At 63.3% G+C, this 17,571-nt stretch carries 17 protein-coding genes; 12 read left to right on the top strand and 5 right to left on the bottom strand.

Translation table 11 applies throughout. From position 1 onward, the window contains the following. The 12 genes from nadD to PP4_RS24530 all read left to right on the top strand — a co-directional run bounded on the left by nadD (position 1) and on the right by PP4_RS24530 (position 11,166). Positions 1–660: a nicotinate-nucleotide adenylyltransferase gene (nadD, locus tag PP4_RS24585; RefSeq protein ID WP_016501808.1), complete on the top strand. Its 660-nt coding sequence runs from the start codon at positions 1–3 to the stop codon at positions 658–660. 43 nt (positions 661–703) lie between these two features. Then, entirely contained in the window at positions 704–1,135 is a 432-nt protein-coding gene (gene rsfS / locus PP4_RS24580; protein WP_016489366.1) for a ribosome silencing factor, read from the top strand. A 9-nt stretch (positions 1,136–1,144) separates the two neighbouring features. After that, complete coding sequence (gene rlmH, locus PP4_RS24575) at positions 1,145–1,612, top strand: 23S rRNA (pseudouridine(1915)-N(3))-methyltransferase RlmH (RefSeq protein ID WP_003249722.1); 468 nt, start codon at positions 1,145–1,147, stop codon at positions 1,610–1,612. 16 nt (positions 1,613–1,628) lie between these two features. Beyond that, complete coding sequence (gene mrdA, locus PP4_RS24570; protein ID WP_016501807.1) at positions 1,629–3,518, top strand: penicillin-binding protein 2; 1,890 nt, start codon at positions 1,629–1,631, stop codon at positions 3,516–3,518. A gap of 38 nt (positions 3,519–3,556) precedes the next feature. Continuing rightward, positions 3,557–4,660, top strand: a complete 1,104-nt coding sequence (gene rodA / locus PP4_RS24565; RefSeq protein ID WP_049275595.1) for a rod shape-determining protein RodA — start codon at positions 3,557–3,559, stop codon at positions 4,658–4,660. 17 nt (positions 4,661–4,677) lie between these two features. Further along, entirely contained in the window at positions 4,678–5,688 is a 1,011-nt protein-coding gene (gene mltB, locus PP4_RS24560; protein WP_016501806.1) for a lytic murein transglycosylase B, read from the top strand. Further along, the gene (locus PP4_RS24555; protein WP_016501805.1) at positions 5,688–6,689 is read left to right on the top strand and encodes a septal ring lytic transglycosylase RlpA family protein; all 1,002 of its coding nucleotides are present in this window, start codon (positions 5,688–5,690) and stop codon (positions 6,687–6,689) included. The genes mltB and PP4_RS24555 overlap by 1 nt, the downstream gene beginning before the upstream one ends. A 272-nt stretch (positions 6,690–6,961) precedes the next feature. Further along, positions 6,962–8,122, top strand: coding sequence for a D-alanyl-D-alanine carboxypeptidase family protein (locus tag PP4_RS24550; protein WP_016489361.1), 1,161 nt, complete (start codon positions 6,962–6,964; stop codon positions 8,120–8,122). A gap of 73 nt (positions 8,123–8,195) precedes the next feature. Further along, positions 8,196–8,471: a DUF493 domain-containing protein gene (locus tag PP4_RS24545; protein WP_016501804.1), complete on the top strand. Its 276-nt coding sequence runs from the start codon at positions 8,196–8,198 to the stop codon at positions 8,469–8,471. Further along, on the top strand, positions 8,471–9,118 hold the full coding sequence (gene lipB / locus PP4_RS24540) for a lipoyl(octanoyl) transferase LipB (RefSeq protein ID WP_012274372.1): 648 nt from the start codon (positions 8,471–8,473) through the stop codon (positions 9,116–9,118). Before PP4_RS24545 ends, lipB begins: the two co-directional genes overlap by 1 nt. Positions 9,119–9,120: 2 nt before the next feature. Further along, positions 9,121–10,137: a lipoyl synthase gene (lipA, locus tag PP4_RS24535; protein WP_016501803.1), complete on the top strand. Its 1,017-nt coding sequence runs from the start codon at positions 9,121–9,123 to the stop codon at positions 10,135–10,137. An 87-nt stretch (positions 10,138–10,224) separates the two neighbouring features. Next, the gene (locus PP4_RS24530; protein ID WP_016501802.1) at positions 10,225–11,166 is read left to right on the top strand and encodes a S66 peptidase family protein; all 942 of its coding nucleotides are present in this window, start codon (positions 10,225–10,227) and stop codon (positions 11,164–11,166) included. A gap of 106 nt (positions 11,167–11,272) precedes the next feature. On the opposite strand, the gene PP4_RS24525 is transcribed toward PP4_RS24530, so the two are convergent. From PP4_RS24525 to leuS, 5 genes are all read right to left on the bottom strand, one after another. Next, positions 11,273–12,589 (bottom strand): lytic murein transglycosylase, encoded by a 1,317-nt coding sequence (locus PP4_RS24525; RefSeq protein ID WP_016501801.1) that lies wholly within the window; start codon positions 12,587–12,589, stop codon positions 11,273–11,275. A 60-nt stretch (positions 12,590–12,649) separates the two neighbouring features. After that, positions 12,650–12,814 carry an alternative ribosome rescue factor ArfA gene (gene arfA, locus PP4_RS24520; RefSeq protein ID WP_016501800.1) on the bottom strand — a complete coding sequence of 55 codons (165 nt, stop codon included), beginning with the start codon at positions 12,812–12,814 and terminating at the stop codon, positions 12,650–12,652. A gap of 200 nt (positions 12,815–13,014) precedes the next feature. Next, positions 13,015–14,052 (bottom strand): DNA polymerase III subunit delta, encoded by a 1,038-nt coding sequence (gene holA / locus PP4_RS24515; RefSeq protein WP_016501799.1) that lies wholly within the window; start codon positions 14,050–14,052, stop codon positions 13,015–13,017. A gap of 39 nt (positions 14,053–14,091) precedes the next feature. Beyond that, complete coding sequence (locus PP4_RS24510; RefSeq protein WP_016501798.1) at positions 14,092–14,697, bottom strand: LPS-assembly lipoprotein LptE; 606 nt, start codon at positions 14,695–14,697, stop codon at positions 14,092–14,094. Between the two features lie 61 nt (positions 14,698–14,758). Further along, positions 14,759–17,365, bottom strand: coding sequence for a leucine--tRNA ligase (gene leuS / locus PP4_RS24505; protein WP_016501797.1), 2,607 nt, complete (start codon positions 17,363–17,365; stop codon positions 14,759–14,761). Positions 17,366–17,571: the final 206 nt, after the last annotated feature.

Raw genomic sequence — 17,571 nt, 5'->3', positions numbered from 1 at the left:
TTGAGCAAGGCCCAGGCAGTCCGGCGCATCGGCATTCTAGGCGGCACCTTCGACCCCGTGCACATCGGCCACCTGCGCAGCGCGCTGGAAGTGGCCGAGCTCATGGGGCTGGACGAGCTGCGCCTGTTGCCCAATGCCCGGCCGCCGCACCGCGACACCCCGCAGGTGGCCGCGCAGGATCGCCTGGCCATGGTTCGCGAAGCGGTGCAAGGCGTTGATTGCCTGAGCGTCGATGCCCGCGAGCTGGAACGGGACAAGCCGTCGTACACCATTGATACGCTGGAATCGATCCGCGCCGAACTGGCCGGCAACGACCAGCTGTTCCTGGTGCTGGGCTGGGATGCCTTCTGTGGCCTGCCTGGTTGGCACCGCTGGGAAGAATTGCTGCAACATTGTCACATCCTGGTGCTGCAACGCCCGGATGCCGACGTAGAACCCCCTGACGAGCTGCGCAACCTGCTGGCTGCGCGCTCGAAGAGCGATCCCGCCGCCATGTCCGGCCCGGCGGGAAATATTTCGTTCGTCTGGCAGACGCCGCTTGCGGTGTCGGCTACACAGATCCGACAGCTGCTGGCCAGCGGCAAATCGGTGAGGTTCCTGGTGCCGGACGCCGTACTGGCCTACATCGAGGCGCACGAACTGTATCGTGCGCCTAACTGACGGTGCCTCTGGCGCCTCATCCAACGAGTTGAACGAGTTTTATATGAGCAAGCAGAAAACCAATGGCATCAGTGGCGAAGAACTGGTCAAACTGACCATTAGCGCTCTGGAAGACGTCAAAGCCCAGGACATCCAGGTTATCGACGTGCGCGAAAAGCACAGCCTGACCGACTACATGATCATTGCCACCGGTACCTCCAACCGCCAGATCAACGCGATGCTGGAAAAGGTCCGTGAAGCGGTCAAGAAACAAGGCGCGCAGCCGCTGGGCGAAGAAGGCAAGGGCGACAGCGACTGGGTGCTGCTGGACCTGAATGACGTCATCGTGCACATGATGACTGCCGCTGCCCGTCAGTTCTACGACCTGGAGCGTCTGTGGGCGGGTGCCGAGCAGAGCCGTGCTGCTGATGCCAAGCATCACAGCCCGGAAAACGCCAGCGCCTACTTCGATGACAAGATCAAAGACCGGGAATAAGGAAGCGTCGTGCGTCTGCGCCTGATCGCGGTCGGCTCGCGCATGCCGAAGTGGGTCGAGGAAGGCTGGCATGAATATGCCAAGCGCCTGCCCGCCGAGCTGTCGCTGGAGCTGGTGGAAATCCCGCTGAATACCCGTGGCAAGAATGCCGATGTCGCCCGCCTGATCCGTCAGGAGGGCGAAGCCATGCTAAGCAAGGTTCAGCCAGGGGAACGCATTGTCACCCTCGAGGTCCATGGCAAGCCCTGGAGCACCGAGCAGCTGGCGACCGAGCTGGACCGCTGGCGCCTGGATGCGCGCACGGTGAATTTGATGGTCGGCGGCCCGGAAGGCCTGGCGCCTGAGGTTTGCGCACGCGCCGAGCAACGCTGGTCGCTGTCGCCGCTGACCTTGCCGCACCCGTTGGTAAGGATACTCATCGGCGAGCAGATCTACCGCGCCTGGACCGTGTTGTCCGGGCACCCTTACCACAAATGAGCCTGTAAGCAGTCAGATGTCGCAGCCGATCCGCCTCAAGGACCACGAGAAAGACGCCCGCCTGGTGCGCAACCGCGTCGTGGTCGGCGCGGTGGCGATCGTGCTGCTTATTTGCGTGCTGATTGCGCGGCTGTACTACCTGCAGATCATCCAGTACGACTACCACTCGACGCTGTCGGAGAACAACCGGGTGCATGTGCAGCCGATCCCGCCGACCCGCGGGCTGATCTTCGACCGCAACGGGGTGATCGTTGCCGACAACCGGCCCAGCTTCAGCCTGTCGATGACCCGCGAACGTGCGGGTAACTGGCAGGAAGTGTTGGATACCATCGTCGAAGTGCTGGATTTGACGACCGACGACCGGGCCCTGTTCGAGAAGCGCATGCGCCAGGGCCGTCGGCCGTTCGAGCCGGTGCCGATCCTGTTCGAACTCAACGAAGAGCAGATCGCCCGGGTGGCGGTGAACCAGTTCCGCCTGCCAGGCGTGGAAGTGGTGGCCCAGCTGGTGCGGCATTACCCGCAGGGTGCGCATTTCGCCCACTCGGTGGGTTATGTGGGGCGCATCAACGAGAAAGAGCTGAAAACCCTCGACCCGGTGAACTACAGCGGCACCCACCATATCGGCAAGACCGGCATCGAGCGCTTCTACGAAGACGACCTGCACGGCCAGGTCGGCTACGAGGAAGTCGAGACCAACGCTCGGGGCCGCGTGCTGCGGGTGCTCAAGCGCACGGACCCGAAACCGGGCAAGGACATTGTGCTGAGCCTGGACATCAAGCTGCAGGAAGCCGCCGAGGCCGCCCTGGGTGGCCGGCGGGGCGCAGTGGTAGCACTCGACCCACGTACTGGCGAGGTGCTGGCGATGGTCAGCCAGCCAAGCTTCGACCCCAACCTGTTCGTCACCGGCATCAGCTTCAAGGCCTATGCCGAACTGCGCGACTCGATCGACCGGCCGCTGTTCAACCGCGTACTGCGTGGCCTGTACCCGCCCGGTTCGACCATCAAGCCGGCGGTGGCCATCGCCGGCCTGGACAGTGGCGTGGTCAATGCCAGCAGCCGGGTGTTCGACCCGGGTTATTACCAACTGCCCAACTATGACCACAAATACCGTAACTGGAACCGCTCCGGCGATGGCTGGGTCGACCTGGACACCGCGATCATGCGTTCCAACGACACCTACTTCTACGACCTTGCGCACAAGATGGGCATCGATCGGCTGTCCAGCTACATGAACAGGTTCGGCATCGGTCAGCGGGTTTCCCTCGACATGTTCGAGGAGTCTGCCGGCTTGATGCCTTCGCGCGAATGGAAGCGTGCCACCCGCCGCCAGGCCTGGTTCCCTGGTGAAACCCTGATTCTCGGTATTGGCCAGGGCTACATGCAGGCCACGCCGCTGCAGCTGGCCCAAGCCACTGCGCTGATCGCCAACAAGGGCGTGTGGAACCGCCCGCACCTGGCCAAGACCATCGAAGGCCAGCAGCCTGTGGACGAAAACCCCATGGAAAACATCGTGCTGCGTGACAAGTCCGACTGGGCCAAGGTCACCCATGGCATGGAGCAGGTAATGCACGGCGCCCGCGGTACTGCGCGCAAGGCTGCCGCCGGCGCCCAGTACCGCATTGCCGGCAAGAGCGGTACCGCCCAGGTGGTGGCGATCAAGCAAGGCGAGAAGTACGACCGCAACAAGCTTCAGGAGCGCCACCGCGACCACGCCTTGTTCGTCGCCTTTGCCCCGGCCGAAGCCCCGAAAATCGTGGTATCGGTGATGGTCGAGAACGGTGAGTCCGGCTCGGGCGTGGCTGCGCCCGTGGTACGCCAGATCATGGACGCCTGGCTGCTCGACGAAAATGGCCGGCTCAAGCCCGAGTTCGCGCCTGCCACCGTTACCCAGGAATCGGCCCTGTGATGAACAATTTCGATCGCATGCTCTCCAGTGAGGATGTGATGCGTCGGCGCGCCAGCTTTCTGCAGCGCATCCATGTCGACGGCCCCTTGCTGATCATTCTGCTCACCCTTGCGGCCGGCAGCCTGTTCGTCCTTTATTCGGCCAGTGGCAAGAACTGGGACCTGCTGCTCAAGCAGGCCACCTCGTTCGGCATCGGCCTGGTGTCGATGTTCGTCATCGCCCAACTGGAGCCGCGCTTCATGGCACGCTGGGTGCCGCTGGCGTACCTGACCGGGGTGCTGTTGCTGGTGGTGGTGGACGTGATGGGCCACAACGCCATGGGCGCCACGCGCTGGATCAACATTCCCGGCGTGATCCGCTTCCAGCCCTCGGAATTCATGAAGATCATCATGCCGGCGACCATCGCCTGGTACCTGTCCAAGCGCACCTTGCCGCCCCACTTGAAGCACGTGGCGATCAGCCTGGTGCTGATCGGCGTGCCGTTCATCCTGATCGTGCGCCAGCCCGACCTGGGTACGGCGCTGCTGATTCTCGCCTCCGGCGCCTTCGTGCTGTTCATGGGTGGCCTGCGCTGGCGCTGGATCCTCAGTGTGCTGACGGCGGCGGTGCCGGTGGCGGTGGCGATGTGGTTTTTCGTCATGCACGACTATCAGAAGCAGCGGGTACTGACCTTCCTCGACCCGGAAAGCGACCCGCTGGGCACGGGCTGGAACATCATCCAGTCCAAGGCGGCGATCGGCTCGGGCGGGGTGTTCGGCAAGGGCTGGCTGCTCGGCACCCAGTCGCACCTGGATTTTCTGCCGGAAAGCCACACCGACTTCATCATCGCCGTACTGGGCGAGGAGTTCGGCCTGGTCGGTATCTGCCTGCTGCTGATTGTCTACCTGCTGCTGATCGGCCGTGGCCTGATGATCACCGCCCAGGCGCAGACCCTGTTTGGCAAGCTGCTCGCGGGCAGCCTGACCATGACCTTCTTTGTATACGTGTTCGTCAATATCGGGATGGTCAGCGGCCTCCTGCCCGTGGTGGGCGTGCCGCTACCGTTCATCAGCTATGGCGGAACATCGTTGGTGACGCTGCTTTCAGCGTTTGGCGTTCTGATGTCGATCCACACGCACCGCAAATGGATCGCACAGGTTTGAATAAGGTGAAGAATTTCATGCAAGCAGTGCGTAACTGGGCTGCCCGTTGTGCGCCGTGGATCGGCGCGGTGGGCCTGTTCGGCGCTGTACATCTGGCCCATGCCGGCGATTACCAAGGCTCACCGCAGGTGGCCGAGTTTGTTGGCGAAATGAGCCGCGACTATGGTTTTGCCCCTGAGCAGTTGATGGGCGTGTTCCGTGAAGTGCAGCGCAAGCAGTCGATCCTCGACGCCATCTCGCGCCCGGCCGAAAAGGTCAAGCCGTGGAAGGACTACCGGCCGATGTTCCTCACCGACGCGCGCATTGCCCGTGGTGTGGACTTCTGGCGCCAGCACGAGGCCGTGCTGGCCCGTGCCGAGCAGGAATACGGCGTGCCGGCGCAGTACATTGTTTCGATCATCGGTGTGGAAACGTTCTTTGGCCGCAACACTGGCAACTACCGGGTGATCGACGCCCTGTCGACGCTGGGCTTCGACTACCCGCCGCGGGCCGAGTTTTTCCGCAAGGAACTGCGCGAGTTCCTGCTGCTGGCCCGTGATGAACAGCTCGACCCGCTGACGCTCAAAGGCTCCTACGCCGGCGCCATGGGCCTGCCGCAGTTCATGCCGAGCAGTTTTCGCAACTATGCGGTGGACTTCGACGGCGATGGCCACATCAATATCTGGAATAACCCGGACGATGCCATCGGCAGCGTCGCCAGCTACTTCAAGCGCCATGGCTGGGTGGCGGGCGGGGGCGTGGTCAGCCGCGCCTGGGTGGACGGTGCACGTGCCGACCAAGGCCTGACCACCGGCATCGAGCCGGTGAAGACGGTAGGGGAGTTGCGCGCGCTTGGCTGGTCGGTTCATGATTCGCTGCGCGATGATCTGCCGGTTACTGCCTTCCGCCTTGAGGGCGACAATGGCCCCGAGTACTGGGTGGGCCTGAAGAACTTCTACGCGATCACTCGCTATAACCGCAGCGTGATGTATGCCATGGCGGTGCATCAGCTTGCGCAACAGCTGGTTCAAGCACGGGGCGTCAAGTAATGCGCGCAATCATTTCTGCCAATTCCTTCAAGCTGTTGACCTGCCTCGCCGTTGGCGTGGTGCTGGCCAGCTGTTCATCCAGCCGCCCGCCCCAGCAAAGCAGTGGCAACGTCGTGCGTGCCCAGCCGGGGCTGGACATCAACCGGGCCCACAAGGACGGCGCGCCGTGGTGGGACGTGGATGTGAACAAGATCCCCGATGCCACGCCGACCGTGCACACCGGCAACTACAAGGCCAACCCCTACACGGTGCTGGGCAAGACTTATTACCCGATGCAGGACTCGCGCAATTACCGCGCCGAGGGCACCGCGTCGTGGTACGGCACCAAGTTCCACGGCCAGAACACCGCCAACGGCGAGCTGTACGACCTGTATGGCATGAGCGCGGCGCACAAGACCCTGCCGCTGCCGGCCTACGTGCGGGTGACCAACCTTGCCAACGGCCGGAGCGTGATCCTGCGGGTGAATGACCGTGGCCCGTTCTATTCGGACCGCATCATCGACCTGTCCTACGCGGCGGCGAAAAAGCTCGGCTATGCCGAGACCGGTACCGCGCATGTGCGTGTCGAGGGTATCGACCCGCAGCAGTGGTGGGCCCAGCGTGGCCAGACGCCGCCGATGGTGCTGAAAGAGCCGCAGGTGGCCCAGACCCAGGCGATCCCGGCCACTACAGGGCGTGTCGAGCAATGGACCCCGCCGGCCCAACAGCATGCAGCGCCGGTAGTGCCGGTGCAGGTCGGGGGCAACAACGTACCTGGCGGCAATGGCGGCAGCTTCCTGCAGGTGGGCGCCTTCGCCAACCCGGACGCCGCCGAACTGCTGCGCTCTAAGCTCAGCACCATGGTCAGCGCACCGGTGTTCATCAGCTCGATCGTGCGTAACCAGCAGACCCTGCACCGCGTGCGCCTGGGGCCGATTGGCAGCCAGGGCGAGATCCAGCAAGCACAAGACAGCATCCGCCTGGCGAACTTGGGGCAGGCCAAGCTGGTCACAGCAGACTGACCGCGTCGTCTTCTTCGCGGGCTCGCCCGCTCCCACAGGGGTATGCGACACCCTGTGGGAGCGGGCGTGCCCGCGAAGAGGGCAACACCAAACTGTCGGTTTTGTCATGAATTGCCGGGCGCGGCCATGTACAATGACGGCTTTTGCCCGCAGCGACATAAAGCCGCACATGCGCGGGCCAGGCCAACGGCCATAAAACTAGACTGACTGGCGCTGGGCACACGATCTTGCCCAGGGAACATCTCAGACCATTAGCGATTTTCGAGAGACGGATGAACATCACCAACCTTGCCAAACGACTTTGCCTGCCTGTACTGCTGATGATCACGCCTGCCGCCTTCGCGGCAGAGCAGATGACGCCGGCGCCACCGCAACTGGCAGCCAAGTCCTACGTACTCATGGACGCGTCCAGCGGCAACGTGCTGGTCGAGAACAACGGTGACGAGCGTCTGCCGCCAGCCAGCCTGACCAAGCTGATGACCGCCTACATCGCCACCCTGGACATCCGCCGCGGCCAGATCGGTGAGAACGACCCGGTTACCGTCAGCGAAAACGCCTGGCGTACCGGCGGTTCGCGCATGTTCATCAAGGTCGGCAGCCAAGTGACTGTCAGCGACCTGCTGCACGGCATCATCATCCAGTCCGGCAACGACGCCTCGGTCGCCCTGGCCGAGCACATCGCCGGCAGCGAAGATGCCTTTGCCGACATGATGAACAAGACGGCTGCCGACCTGGGCATGAGCAACAGCCACTTCATGAACCCGACTGGCCTGCCGAACCCGGAGCACTACTCGTCGGCGCATGACATGGCAACCCTGGCCCGTGCGATCATCACCGTCGACCCGGCCCACTACGCCATCTACTCGCAGAAAGAGTTCTTCTGGAACAACATCAAGCAGCCTAACCGCAACCTGCTGCTGTGGCGTGACAAGACCGTCGATGGCCTGAAGACCGGCCACACCGACGAAGCCGGCTACTGCATGGTGGCTTCGGCCGTTCGTGATGGCCAGCGCCTGATCGCCGTGGTGTTCGGCACCAACAGCGAGCAGTCCCGTGCTGCCGAGACCCAGAAGCTGCTGACCTACGGTTTCCGCTTCTTCGAAACCCAGACCTTCTACCAGAAGGGCACCGAGCTGACCCAGGCCCCGGTCTGGAAGGGCGCCACCAGCCAGATCAAGGCTGGCCTGGCCGACGACCTGACCATGACTATGCCTAAAGGCCAATTGAAGCGCCTGCAGGCTTCGATGACCATGAACCCGCAGCTCACCGCGCCAATCGCCAAAGGTGACGTGATCGGCAAAGTGGAAGTCAAACTGGACGAGAAAGTGGTTCACAGCGCCGACCTGATCGCCCTCGATGGCGTCGAGGAAGGTGGTTTCTTCCGCCGTATGTGGGATAGCATCCGTCTATTCTTCTTCGGGTTGTTCAACTGATACGTGACCTGCATGCCCCCGCGTATCTAGCGGGGGTGTTGTTGTTGCCACGGCTTACGAGGCCGTTTCCGCCATGAGCGAACCAGACGTCAAGTCGCACAAGATCGAATTCCCCTGCGCTGATTACCCGATCAAGGTGATCGGCGATACCGTTGTCCATTTCAAGGACACGGTCGTCGAGATCTTGAAGAAATATGCTGAGGTCGACATGAAGACCTTGGCTGAGCGCCAGAGCAAGGAAGGCAAGTACACCACCGTGCAATTGCACATCGTTGCCACCAGCGAAGACCAGTTGCACGACATCAATAGCGCCCTGCGCGCTACCGGCATCGTGAAAATGGTGCTCTGATGTCCGCCTGTCTCGGTTTTCGCGAGCTTGGCCTGCAGCCCTACGAACCGGTGCTGGAGGCCATGCGTCGCTTTACCGAGCAGCGCAGCCCGGACAGCCAGGATGAAATCTGGCTGGTCGAGCACCCCGCAGTCTTCACCCAGGGCCAGGCCGGCAAGGCCGAGCACCTGCTGGTGCCGGGCGACATCCCGGTGGTGCAGACCGACCGCGGTGGCCAGGTGACCTACCATGGCCCCGGTCAGCAGGTGGCCTACCTGCTGCTGGACGTGCGCCGGCTGGGCTTTGGCGTACGCGAGTTGGTCAGCCGTATCGAACAGGCCCTGATCGGCCTGCTCGCCAGTTACGACGTGCAGGCATCGGCCAAGCCCGATGCTCCGGGCGTCTATGTCGACGGAGCGAAGATCGCCTCCCTCGGCCTGCGAATTCGCAACGGCCGTTCGTTCCACGGCCTTGCCCTGAACGTGGACATGGACCTTGCGCCATTCCGCCGAATCAACCCCTGCGGCTATGCGGGGCTGGCCATGACCCAGCTGCGCGATCTGGCAGGTCCGATCGAACTCGACGAGGTCAGGACAAGGCTGCGCGGACAGCTGGTCAAGCACCTCGACTACGCTGAGCAGACGACCCTCACGGGCGGAATCGACTGAATATGACAACTGTGCAAGAAGCCGTGCCGAACCTGATACCTACCCTGGATGCCACCCCGCGCCAAGCGCCGAAAAAGGTGGAAGCCGGGGTCAAACTGCGTGGTGCCGACAAAGTCGCGCGCATCCCGGTAAAGATCATCCCGACCGATGAGCTGCCGAAAAAGCCTGACTGGATCCGCGTGCGTATCCCGGTTTCGCCCGAGGTAGACCGCATCAAGCAACTGCTGCGCAAGCACAAGCTGCACAGCGTGTGCGAAGAGGCCTCCTGCCCGAACCTGGGTGAGTGCTTCTCTGGTGGTACCGCCACCTTCATGATCATGGGTGACATCTGCACCCGTCGTTGCCCGTTCTGTGACGTTGGCCACGGCCGACCGAAACCGCTGGACCTGGACGAGCCAAAAAACCTGGCGGTCGCCATTGCCGACCTGCGCCTGAAGTACGTGGTGATCACCTCGGTGGACCGCGACGACCTGCGTGATGGCGGCGCCCAGCACTTTGCCGACTGCATCCGCGAAATTCGCGCGCTGTCGCCGGGTGTGCAGCTGGAAACCCTGGTGCCGGACTACCGTGGCCGCATGGACGTTGCGTTGGCGATCACTGCGCAAGAGCCGCCAGATGTGTTCAACCACAACCTCGAGACCGTGCCGCGCCTGTACAAGGCCGCGCGCCCGGGTTCCGATTACGACTGGTCGCTGGACCTGCTGCAGAAGTTCAAGCAGATGGTGCCGCACGTACCGACCAAGTCGGGCCTGATGCTCGGCCTGGGCGAGACTGACGAAGAAGTGATCGAGGTGATGCACCGTATGCGTGAGCATGAAATCGACATGCTCACCCTCGGCCAGTACTTGCAGCCATCGCGTAGCCACCTGCCGGTGCAACGTTTCGTTCACCCGGACACCTTCGCCTGGTTCGCCGAGGAAGGTTACAAGATGGGCTTCAAGAACGTCGCCTCCGGCCCGTTGGTGCGTTCTTCGTATCACGCTGACCAGCAAGCTCACGAAGCCAAGATCAAGCTCTGAGCCAAAAGCAGAGCTACGTATGCCGATGCACGCCGAAAGGCGGCATCGGCATTTTTGTTTGTGCCACACCCGCTGCAAGGAGCCGCGATGAATTGCGCCGAAACTGTCCAACCCAGCCTGCCAGCCGCGCTGCCGGCTAACGCCTGCTTTGCCATTGTCGCGCCGGCAGGCGCGGCGCGTCTGGATACGCACAAGGTCAGCCAGTGGTTTGCTGACCGCGGCTACCGTTGCCGTATCTACCCGGGTGCCCTGCAAGCGCAGGGTTACCTGGCAGGGCCGGACCAGCAGCGCCTGCAGGACCTGCACGATGCCTTTGCCGACCCGGCCATCGACGCCATCCTGTGCATGCGCGGGGGCTATGGCAGCATGCGTTTGCTCGATCAGCTCGACTTCGAGCTCATTCGCCGCAACCCTAAACCGTTGATCGGCTACAGCGACATTACCGCACTGCACACTGCGATCTACCGGCATTGCGGCGGGCTGGTTACCTTCCACGGGGGGATGCTGAATGCCGATCTGCTGGGGGCCAAGTTGCCGCCGACCGAATCGTCGTTGTTGGCACAGTTGGCTGGGCTTGTGCGGGGCGGCGAGCTGATCGCGCACCCGGCGGACTATGCCTTGACCACGGTGTTGCCGGGTGTGGCCAGCGGGCCGCTGCTGGGCGGCAACCTGTCGATGCTGGGGGCGACCATGGGGACGCTTGCCGAGCTGGATACTCAGGGCTGCATCCTGTTCATCGAGGACGTCAACGAGCCGTTGTACCGGGTGGACCGGCTGCTGACCCAGTTACGCCTGGCGGGCAAGCTGGAGGGGGTGAAGGGCGTGCTGGTGGGGGACTTTGCCGGGATTACCACGGCGGCGTTGGCGCCGTTGCTGGAAGACACGTTTGCGCCGCTGGGTGTACCGGTGCTGGCGGGGTGGCGCAGTGGGCATTGCGACCCGAATGTGTGCTTGCCGTTGGGGGCTCGGGTCAGGCTGGACAGTGATCGGCAGAGCCTGGTGTTGGAGCAGGATCTGTTCAAGGCTTGAGATTGTCGGGGCTGCTTTGCAGCCCATCGCGGCACAAGGCCGCTCCTACAGGGGATTGCGATACATTGCAGTTACGCGGTTGGCTGTAGGAGCGCCCTCAGCAATCTCACGGTTGACGCAGGCTCTCAAGCAGCTTGTGGGTCGGGTAGCCATCTGCTGGCCACCCCAGCCCCTGCTGGGCGGTGCGAATGGCCTTGCGGGTATTGGCGCCGATGATGCCATCGGCATTGCCGGCCTCGTGCCCACGGCTGTTCAGCAAGTTCTGCAGCTCCATGCGCTCGCTGCGGCTCAATGGCAGGTCTTCTTTCGGCCAGCTGCCGGCAATGAAGCCCCAACCACTGAAGCGATCCCCCAGCAGGCTCACCGCCAAGGCATAGGACGACGAGTTGTTGTACTTGAGGATTGCGCGGAAGTTGTCCAGCACCAAAAACGCCGGGCCACGTGCGCCCGCTGGCAGCAGCAGGGCGGCTGACAGCTGGTTGCTGTTGGCGGGCAACTGCGTGCCTGCAGGCAGTGTCACACCCATCGCCAGCCACTCGCTGACCGGTTTGCGCAGCGCACCATCGGCTTGCCAGAAATCGAAGCCAGCCGGCACTTGTACCTCGAAGCCCCATGGCTGACCACGCTTCCAGCCCGAGCTTTGCAGGTAATGCGCCGTGGAGGCCAGGGCATCCGGCGTACTGTTCCAGATGTCGCGGCGGCCATCACCGTCGAAGTCCACGGCATGGGTGTTGTAGGTGGTCGGGATGAACTGGGTCTGGCCCATGGCGCCGGCCCACGAACCACGCATGGCTTCAGGCTGGATGTCGCCATGCTGGATAATTTGCAGCGCGGCGATCAGCTGGTCCTGGGCGAACTGCGGGCGACGGCCTTCATAGGCCAGCGTGGCCAGCGAGCGAATCACTGACTTGTTGCCTTGGAACTGGCCAAAGTTGCTTTCCATGCCCCACACGGCGACCAGCACCTGGCGGTCGACGCCATAGCGTTGCTCGAGGCGGGCCAGCAGCTCGGCGTTCTGCTCCAGCAGCCTCTTGCCATTGCGCACGCGCAGAGGCGACAGGGCGCCTTCGAGGTATTCCCATACCGGGCGGGTGAACTCTGGCTGGCTGCGGTCAGCCTTGATCACGTCCATGTCGGGGGTGACGCCGAGGAAGGCGCTGTCGAACGTGCTCGGCGAGATGCCGGCTTGCAGGGCTTGCTGGCGGAAGCCTGCCTGCCATTGGGCGAAGGTTTGCAGAGGCTGGATTTCAGTGCTGACGTCAGGCGTTGTGCCGGGCACAGTCACCACTGGAGCGGGTTGGGCAGGGGCCAGCGGCAGTGCGTCGGCAGCGGTGGGTTTTTCCGCGCAGGCCACGAGCAGGATGAAGCTGGAGGCCGCGATCAGCTGGCGGGTTTCCCAACGGGGGAGAAGACGGAAGAGCATGCACAGATCCAGAATTGCAGGTCAGGTGACGACCATACCATGCCTGCGCTTGCGATGCTTTCATGCTGCCAAAAAGTAGGAAGCCTCCCAATCTCTCGATTGGAAGGCTTCGCGGCGGTAGCTGCCTTTGCCCTTGTCCGGTTGTTCCTGGCGGCAGCGGAACAGGGGTTGGGCGACGATGGACTTGGCCTTGTTGGGGCCGTGCTTTTTCGGCTTTTTGCTCATGGCGGGGTTCCCTGCTTGGGTGGGTTTCGGGGCGCACTGTAGGGCTTGGGCTACCGGGCCGCCAATTAATTGTGTTTATGGTCAGGATCCTGGGCATAGCATCCCTGTGGGAGCGGGCGTGCCCGCGAACACCGGCGAAGCCGGTGCCATCCACCGCGTCGCCTGATTCGCGGGCGCGCCCGCTCCCACAGTGGCCCTGGTTACTCAGGGGGGAGGGTAAGGCGCTGACCCGCCATCAACAGCGACAAGCGCGCAAGCCCTGTCCAGGGCGAACCCTCGGCCTGGCCCTTGATCTGCGCATCGATACGCTGGGCATCCTGCAACAACTGCCCCCAGCGTCGCGCTGACAAGCGTTGCAGGGCTTTGCTGACCAGCGGTCGGCGTTTGTCCCAGATGGGCGGGCGGGCCTGGCTAAAGGCTTTGTCCAGCGGCACGCCTTGGCTGAACAGTTGGGCCAGCCCGGCCAGTTGGCGCAGTTCACGGGCCAGGGCCCAGAGGATCACGGGCGGCTCCACGCCTTCACCACGCAAGCCTTCGAGCATGCGCAGGGCATGCGCCGCTTCGCCATTGAGAATGGCGTCGACCAGGCCGAAGACATCGAAGCGGGCGCTGTCGGCGACTGCAGCCTGCACGGTTTCCACGGTGATCTGGTTGCCGTCGGCAAGCAGCTTGAGCTTTTCGATTTCCTGCGCGGCGGCCAGCAGGTTGCCTTCCACGCGCGCAGCGATCAGGTCGACAGCGTCACGTTGCGCCGACAGGCCGGCTTGCTGCAGCCGCTGGTTGATCCACTGTGGCAGCTGGTGCACATCCACCGGCCAGATCTGGATGAACTGGCAGTGCGCACCTTCGATCAACGCCTTGCCCCATTTGGTCTTCTGCGCGCTGCCGTCGAGCTTGGGCAGGCTGACCAGCAGCACGGTGTCTTCGGCGGGCCTGGCGCAGTATTCCATCAACGCGGCGGCGCCCTTGTCACCAGGCTTGCCCGAGGGCAGGCGCAGTTCCAGCAGGCGGCGCTGGGCGAACAGCGACAGGCTGGCGCCAGCCTGGAGCAGGGTGCCCCAGTCGAAATTGGCGTCGGCACTGAACACCTGACGTTCGTCGAAACCTTGCTGACGTGCCGCGTTGCGGATGGCGTCAGCGGCTTCCTGGCACAGCAGCGGGTCGTCGCCGCTGACCACGTAGACCGGTGCCAGGGCGCCTTGCAGGTGCTTGTTGAGTTGGGCGGGGGCGAGTTTCATGGGAAACAGGCGGGGCACCCGAGGGTGCCCCACGCGGGCTTAGTTGCCCGGCACTTCCAGTGGCGACTGCTGAGGCGTTTCGGCCTGCTGGCGGCGTGCGGCCTCCAGCGCGTCGGCTTCGGCCTTGGCGCGCTCGTCGGCTTTACGCTGCAGCTCGTCCAGCTGGGACGGGCTCAGCATTTGCAGGCGGACGACCATGGCATTGACCAGGTCGCGGCGCATTTCTTCACGCGCGCGGTTGGCTTCCTGCTCGGAACCGGTGATGTTCGAGCCGTCACGCACGTAGATCTTGCGCACTTCCAGCTTGTCGCTCAGCAGCTCCAGGTTGTTCAGGCCCTGGATGCTGTAGTTCAGCTCCGTGGTCAGCTCGTACTCGGCGGAACGGTTGCCGCTGCTGTAGGTTGCCGAGCGCTCGCGCTCCTGCTCGTTGGTCAACACCAGGCGGTAAGGCGCGCCGGCATGCACGTTGACACCGCTACGCTCCAGTACCTCTCGAAGCTGGACCACGGTCGGGCCGTAGGCATTGCGTGCGCTGACGTCCATTTCCTTCACACTCAGCTCGGTGGAGCCGGTGCCGCGCAGCTGGAAACCGCAGGCGCTGAGCATGACCGCCAGGCCGATTACCAGCAAATTGCGTTTGATCATGTTGTTGCTCCCTTGTGGGCCTGTACCGCCCACCCGCAGCCACTGCGGGTGGGCGTTTTCATCAGTTGGCGACGATGTTGACCAGCTTGCCCGGTACCACGATGACCTTGCGGATGGTAAGGCCATCGATGAAGCGCAGGACATTCTCGTTGCTGCGGGCGGCGGCTTCGACTTCTTCGCGGCTGGCTGCGGCAGGCATTTCGACCTGGCCGCGGAGTTTACCGTTGACCTGAACCACCAGGGTAACGGTGTCCTGCACCAGTGCCTGCTCGTCGACGCTCGGCCAGGCGGCATCGATTACCGACCCTGTGTGGCCGAGGTGCTGCCACAGCGCGTGGGAGATGTGCGGGGTGATCGGCGACAGCAGCAGGGTGACGGCTTCCAGGCCTTCGTGCAGCAGGGCACGGTCCTGCTCGCTGGCTTGCGGGGCCTTTTCCAGCACGTTCATCACGGTCATCACCTGGGCAATGGCGGTGTTGAACTTGTGGAACTGGCCTACATCATTGCTGGCCTGCTTGATGGCGGCGTGGATGGCGCGGCGGATGACTTTCTGCGCGTCGTCCAGGGCGGCGACATCCAGCTTGCCCGGCAGACCCTGGCTGACGTGAGCCTGGGCCAGGCGCCAGACACGGCGCAGGAAGCGGCTGGCACCTTCGACGCCAGAGTCGGACCATTCCAGGCTCATGTCGGGCGGCGAGGCGAACATCATGAACAGGCGGCAGGTGTCGGCGCCGTAGGCTTCGATCATCGATTGCGGGTCGACGCCGTTGTTCTTCGACTTGGACATCTTCTCGGTGCCGCCGATTTCCACCGGCAGGCCGTCGGTCTTCAGGCGGGCGCCGATGATCTTGGCCTTGGCATCGCGCTCGATTTCGACATCGGCCGGGTTGAACCAGTCCTTGCCGCCGTTGCTGGCCACGCGGTAGTAGGTTTCAGCGACCACCATGCCCTGGGTCAGCAGGTTCTTGAACGGCTCGTTCGAGGTAACCAGGCCTTCGTCGCGCATCAGCTTGTGGAAGAAGCGCGCGTACAGCAGGTGCAGGATCGCGTGTTCGATACCACCGATGTACTGGTCGACAGGCAGCCAGTGGTTGGCGGCTTTCGGGTCGACCAGGCCCTTGTCGTAATTAGGCGAGGCGTAGCGGGCGAAATACCAGGACGATTCGACGAAGGTGTCCATGGTGTCGGTTTCGCGCTTGGCCGCGGTGCCGCATTTCGGGCAGGTGCATTCGTAGAATTCAGGCATGCGCGCCAGTGGCGAGCCGGCACCGTCCGGTACCACGTTCTCCGGCAGGGTGACCGGCAGCTGGTCTTCCGGCACCGGTACGTCGCCGCAGGACGGGCAGTGGATGATCGGAATCGGGCAGCCCCAGTAGCGCTGGCGGCTGATACCCCAGTCGCGCAGGCGGAACTGGGTACGCGATTTGCCCAGTTCCTTGCGGATCAGGGCGGTTTCGATGGCGTCGAAGGCGCCGGCGAAGTCCAGGCCATCGAACTCGCCCGAGTTGATCAGCTGGCCGTGCTCGTTGTAGGCAGCCAGCCATTCGTTGCCGACGTCATCGCCTTCGCTGGTGCGTACCACCGCCTTGACTGGCAGGTTGTATTTGCGGGCGAACTCGAAGTCGCGCTCGTCGTGGGCCGGCACGGCCATTACCGCGCCATCGCCATAGTGCATCAGCACGTAGTTGGCGACCCATACCGGCAGCTTCTCGCCGGTCAGCGGGTGCTCGACCAGCAGGGAAGTGGCCATGCCCTTCTTCTCCTGGGTGGCCATGTCGGCTTCGGCAACGCTGCCGCTCTTGCACTCGTCGATGAACGCCTGCAGCGCCGGGTTGCCCTGGGCGGCCTGGGTGGCCAGCGGGTGCTCGGCGGCTACGGCGACGTAGGTCGCGCCCATCAGCGTGTCCGGGCGGGTGGTGAAGACCTTGAGGGTGCCTTCGTGGCCGATGCTGGCCTGGTCGTACGGGAACTGTACTTCCATGCCGCGCGACTTGCCGATCCAGTTGCGCTGCATGGTCTTGACCTGCTCAGGCCAGCCCGGCAGCTCGTCGAGGCTTTCCAGCAGCTCGTCGGCGTAGTCGGTGATGCGGAAGTAGTACATCGGGATTTCGCGCTTCTCGATCAGCGCGCCCGAACGCCAGCCACGGCCGTCGATGACCTGCTCGTTGGCCAGTACGGTCTGGTCAGCCGGGTCCCAGTTCACGGTACCGTTCTTGCGGTAGATGATGCCTTTCTCGAACAGGCGGGTGAACAGCCACTGCTCCCAACGGTAGTAGTCGGGTTTGCAGGTGGTCACTTCACGTGCCCAGTCGATGGCAAGGCCCAGGCTCTTGAGCTGGGTCTTCATGTAGTCGATGTTTTCGTAGGTCCACTTGGCCGGGGCGACGTTGTTTTTCATCGCCGCGTTTTCCGCGGGCATGCCGAAAGCGTCCCAGCCCATCGGCTGCAGGACGTTCTTGCCCAGCATGCGCTGGTAGCGGGCAATCACGTCGCCGATGGTGTAGTTGCGCACGTGGCCCATGTGTAGCTTGCCGCTCGGGTACGGGAACATCGATAGGCAATAGTAGGTGTCTTTGCCTGGCTGTTCGGTAACAGCGAACGATTGTTGCTCGTCCCAGAAGTTCTGGGCGGCGGCTTCGATATCACGGGGCGTGTATTGTTCGTGCATGGCTACTTTTGGCTGAGAGAGAAGAGACCTTGTTCCAGGCAGCGGAACCTCGCTGCAACCGGTACTCCGGTGTCGTTTAGAGTGAACGCCGTAGCATACAGCAGCGTTGCGCATCGTGGGAAACCTTCGTTGCGAATGCCCGCTGGTCGCGGCAGGCGGCTGCTTTTCATTGCGCCGCTAAGCTCAGGTGTGGGGGGAGATATTCT

The sequence above is a fragment of the Pseudomonas putida NBRC 14164 genome (assembly GCF_000412675.1).
GTDB lineage: Bacteria > Pseudomonadota > Gammaproteobacteria > Pseudomonadales > Pseudomonadaceae > Aquipseudomonas > Aquipseudomonas putida.
The sequence above is the reverse complement of the archived record's forward strand: the minus strand, read 5'-3'. Positions and strand labels throughout refer to the sequence as shown.

Coding starts and splice junctions, on each gene's coding strand:
- rsfS (WP_016489366.1), top strand. CDS start 704: ATGAGCAAGCAGAAAACCAATGGCATCAGTGGCGAAGAACTGGTCAAA.
- mrdA (WP_016501807.1), top strand. CDS start 1,629: ATGTCGCAGCCGATCCGCCTCAAGGACCACGAGAAAGACGCCCGCCTG.
- rodA (WP_049275595.1), top strand. CDS start 3,557: ATGCGTCGGCGCGCCAGCTTTCTGCAGCGCATCCATGTCGACGGCCCC.
- mltB (WP_016501806.1), top strand. CDS start 4,678: ATGCAAGCAGTGCGTAACTGGGCTGCCCGTTGTGCGCCGTGGATCGGC.
- PP4_RS24555 (WP_016501805.1), top strand. CDS start 5,688: ATGCGCGCAATCATTTCTGCCAATTCCTTCAAGCTGTTGACCTGCCTC.
- PP4_RS24550 (WP_016489361.1), top strand. CDS start 6,962: ATGAACATCACCAACCTTGCCAAACGACTTTGCCTGCCTGTACTGCTG.
- PP4_RS24545 (WP_016501804.1), top strand. CDS start 8,196: ATGAGCGAACCAGACGTCAAGTCGCACAAGATCGAATTCCCCTGCGCT.
- lipB (WP_012274372.1), top strand. CDS start 8,471: ATGTCCGCCTGTCTCGGTTTTCGCGAGCTTGGCCTGCAGCCCTACGAA.
- lipA (WP_016501803.1), top strand. CDS start 9,121: ATGACAACTGTGCAAGAAGCCGTGCCGAACCTGATACCTACCCTGGAT.
- PP4_RS24530 (WP_016501802.1), top strand. CDS start 10,225: ATGAATTGCGCCGAAACTGTCCAACCCAGCCTGCCAGCCGCGCTGCCG.
- PP4_RS24525 (WP_016501801.1), bottom strand. CDS start 12,589: ATGCTCTTCCGTCTTCTCCCCCGTTGGGAAACCCGCCAGCTGATCGCG.
- arfA (WP_016501800.1), bottom strand. CDS start 12,814: ATGAGCAAAAAGCCGAAAAAGCACGGCCCCAACAAGGCCAAGTCCATC.
- holA (WP_016501799.1), bottom strand. CDS start 14,052: ATGAAACTCGCCCCCGCCCAACTCAACAAGCACCTGCAAGGCGCCCTG.
- PP4_RS24510 (WP_016501798.1), bottom strand. CDS start 14,697: ATGATCAAACGCAATTTGCTGGTAATCGGCCTGGCGGTCATGCTCAGC.
- leuS (WP_016501797.1), bottom strand. CDS start 17,365: ATGCACGAACAATACACGCCCCGTGATATCGAAGCCGCCGCCCAGAAC.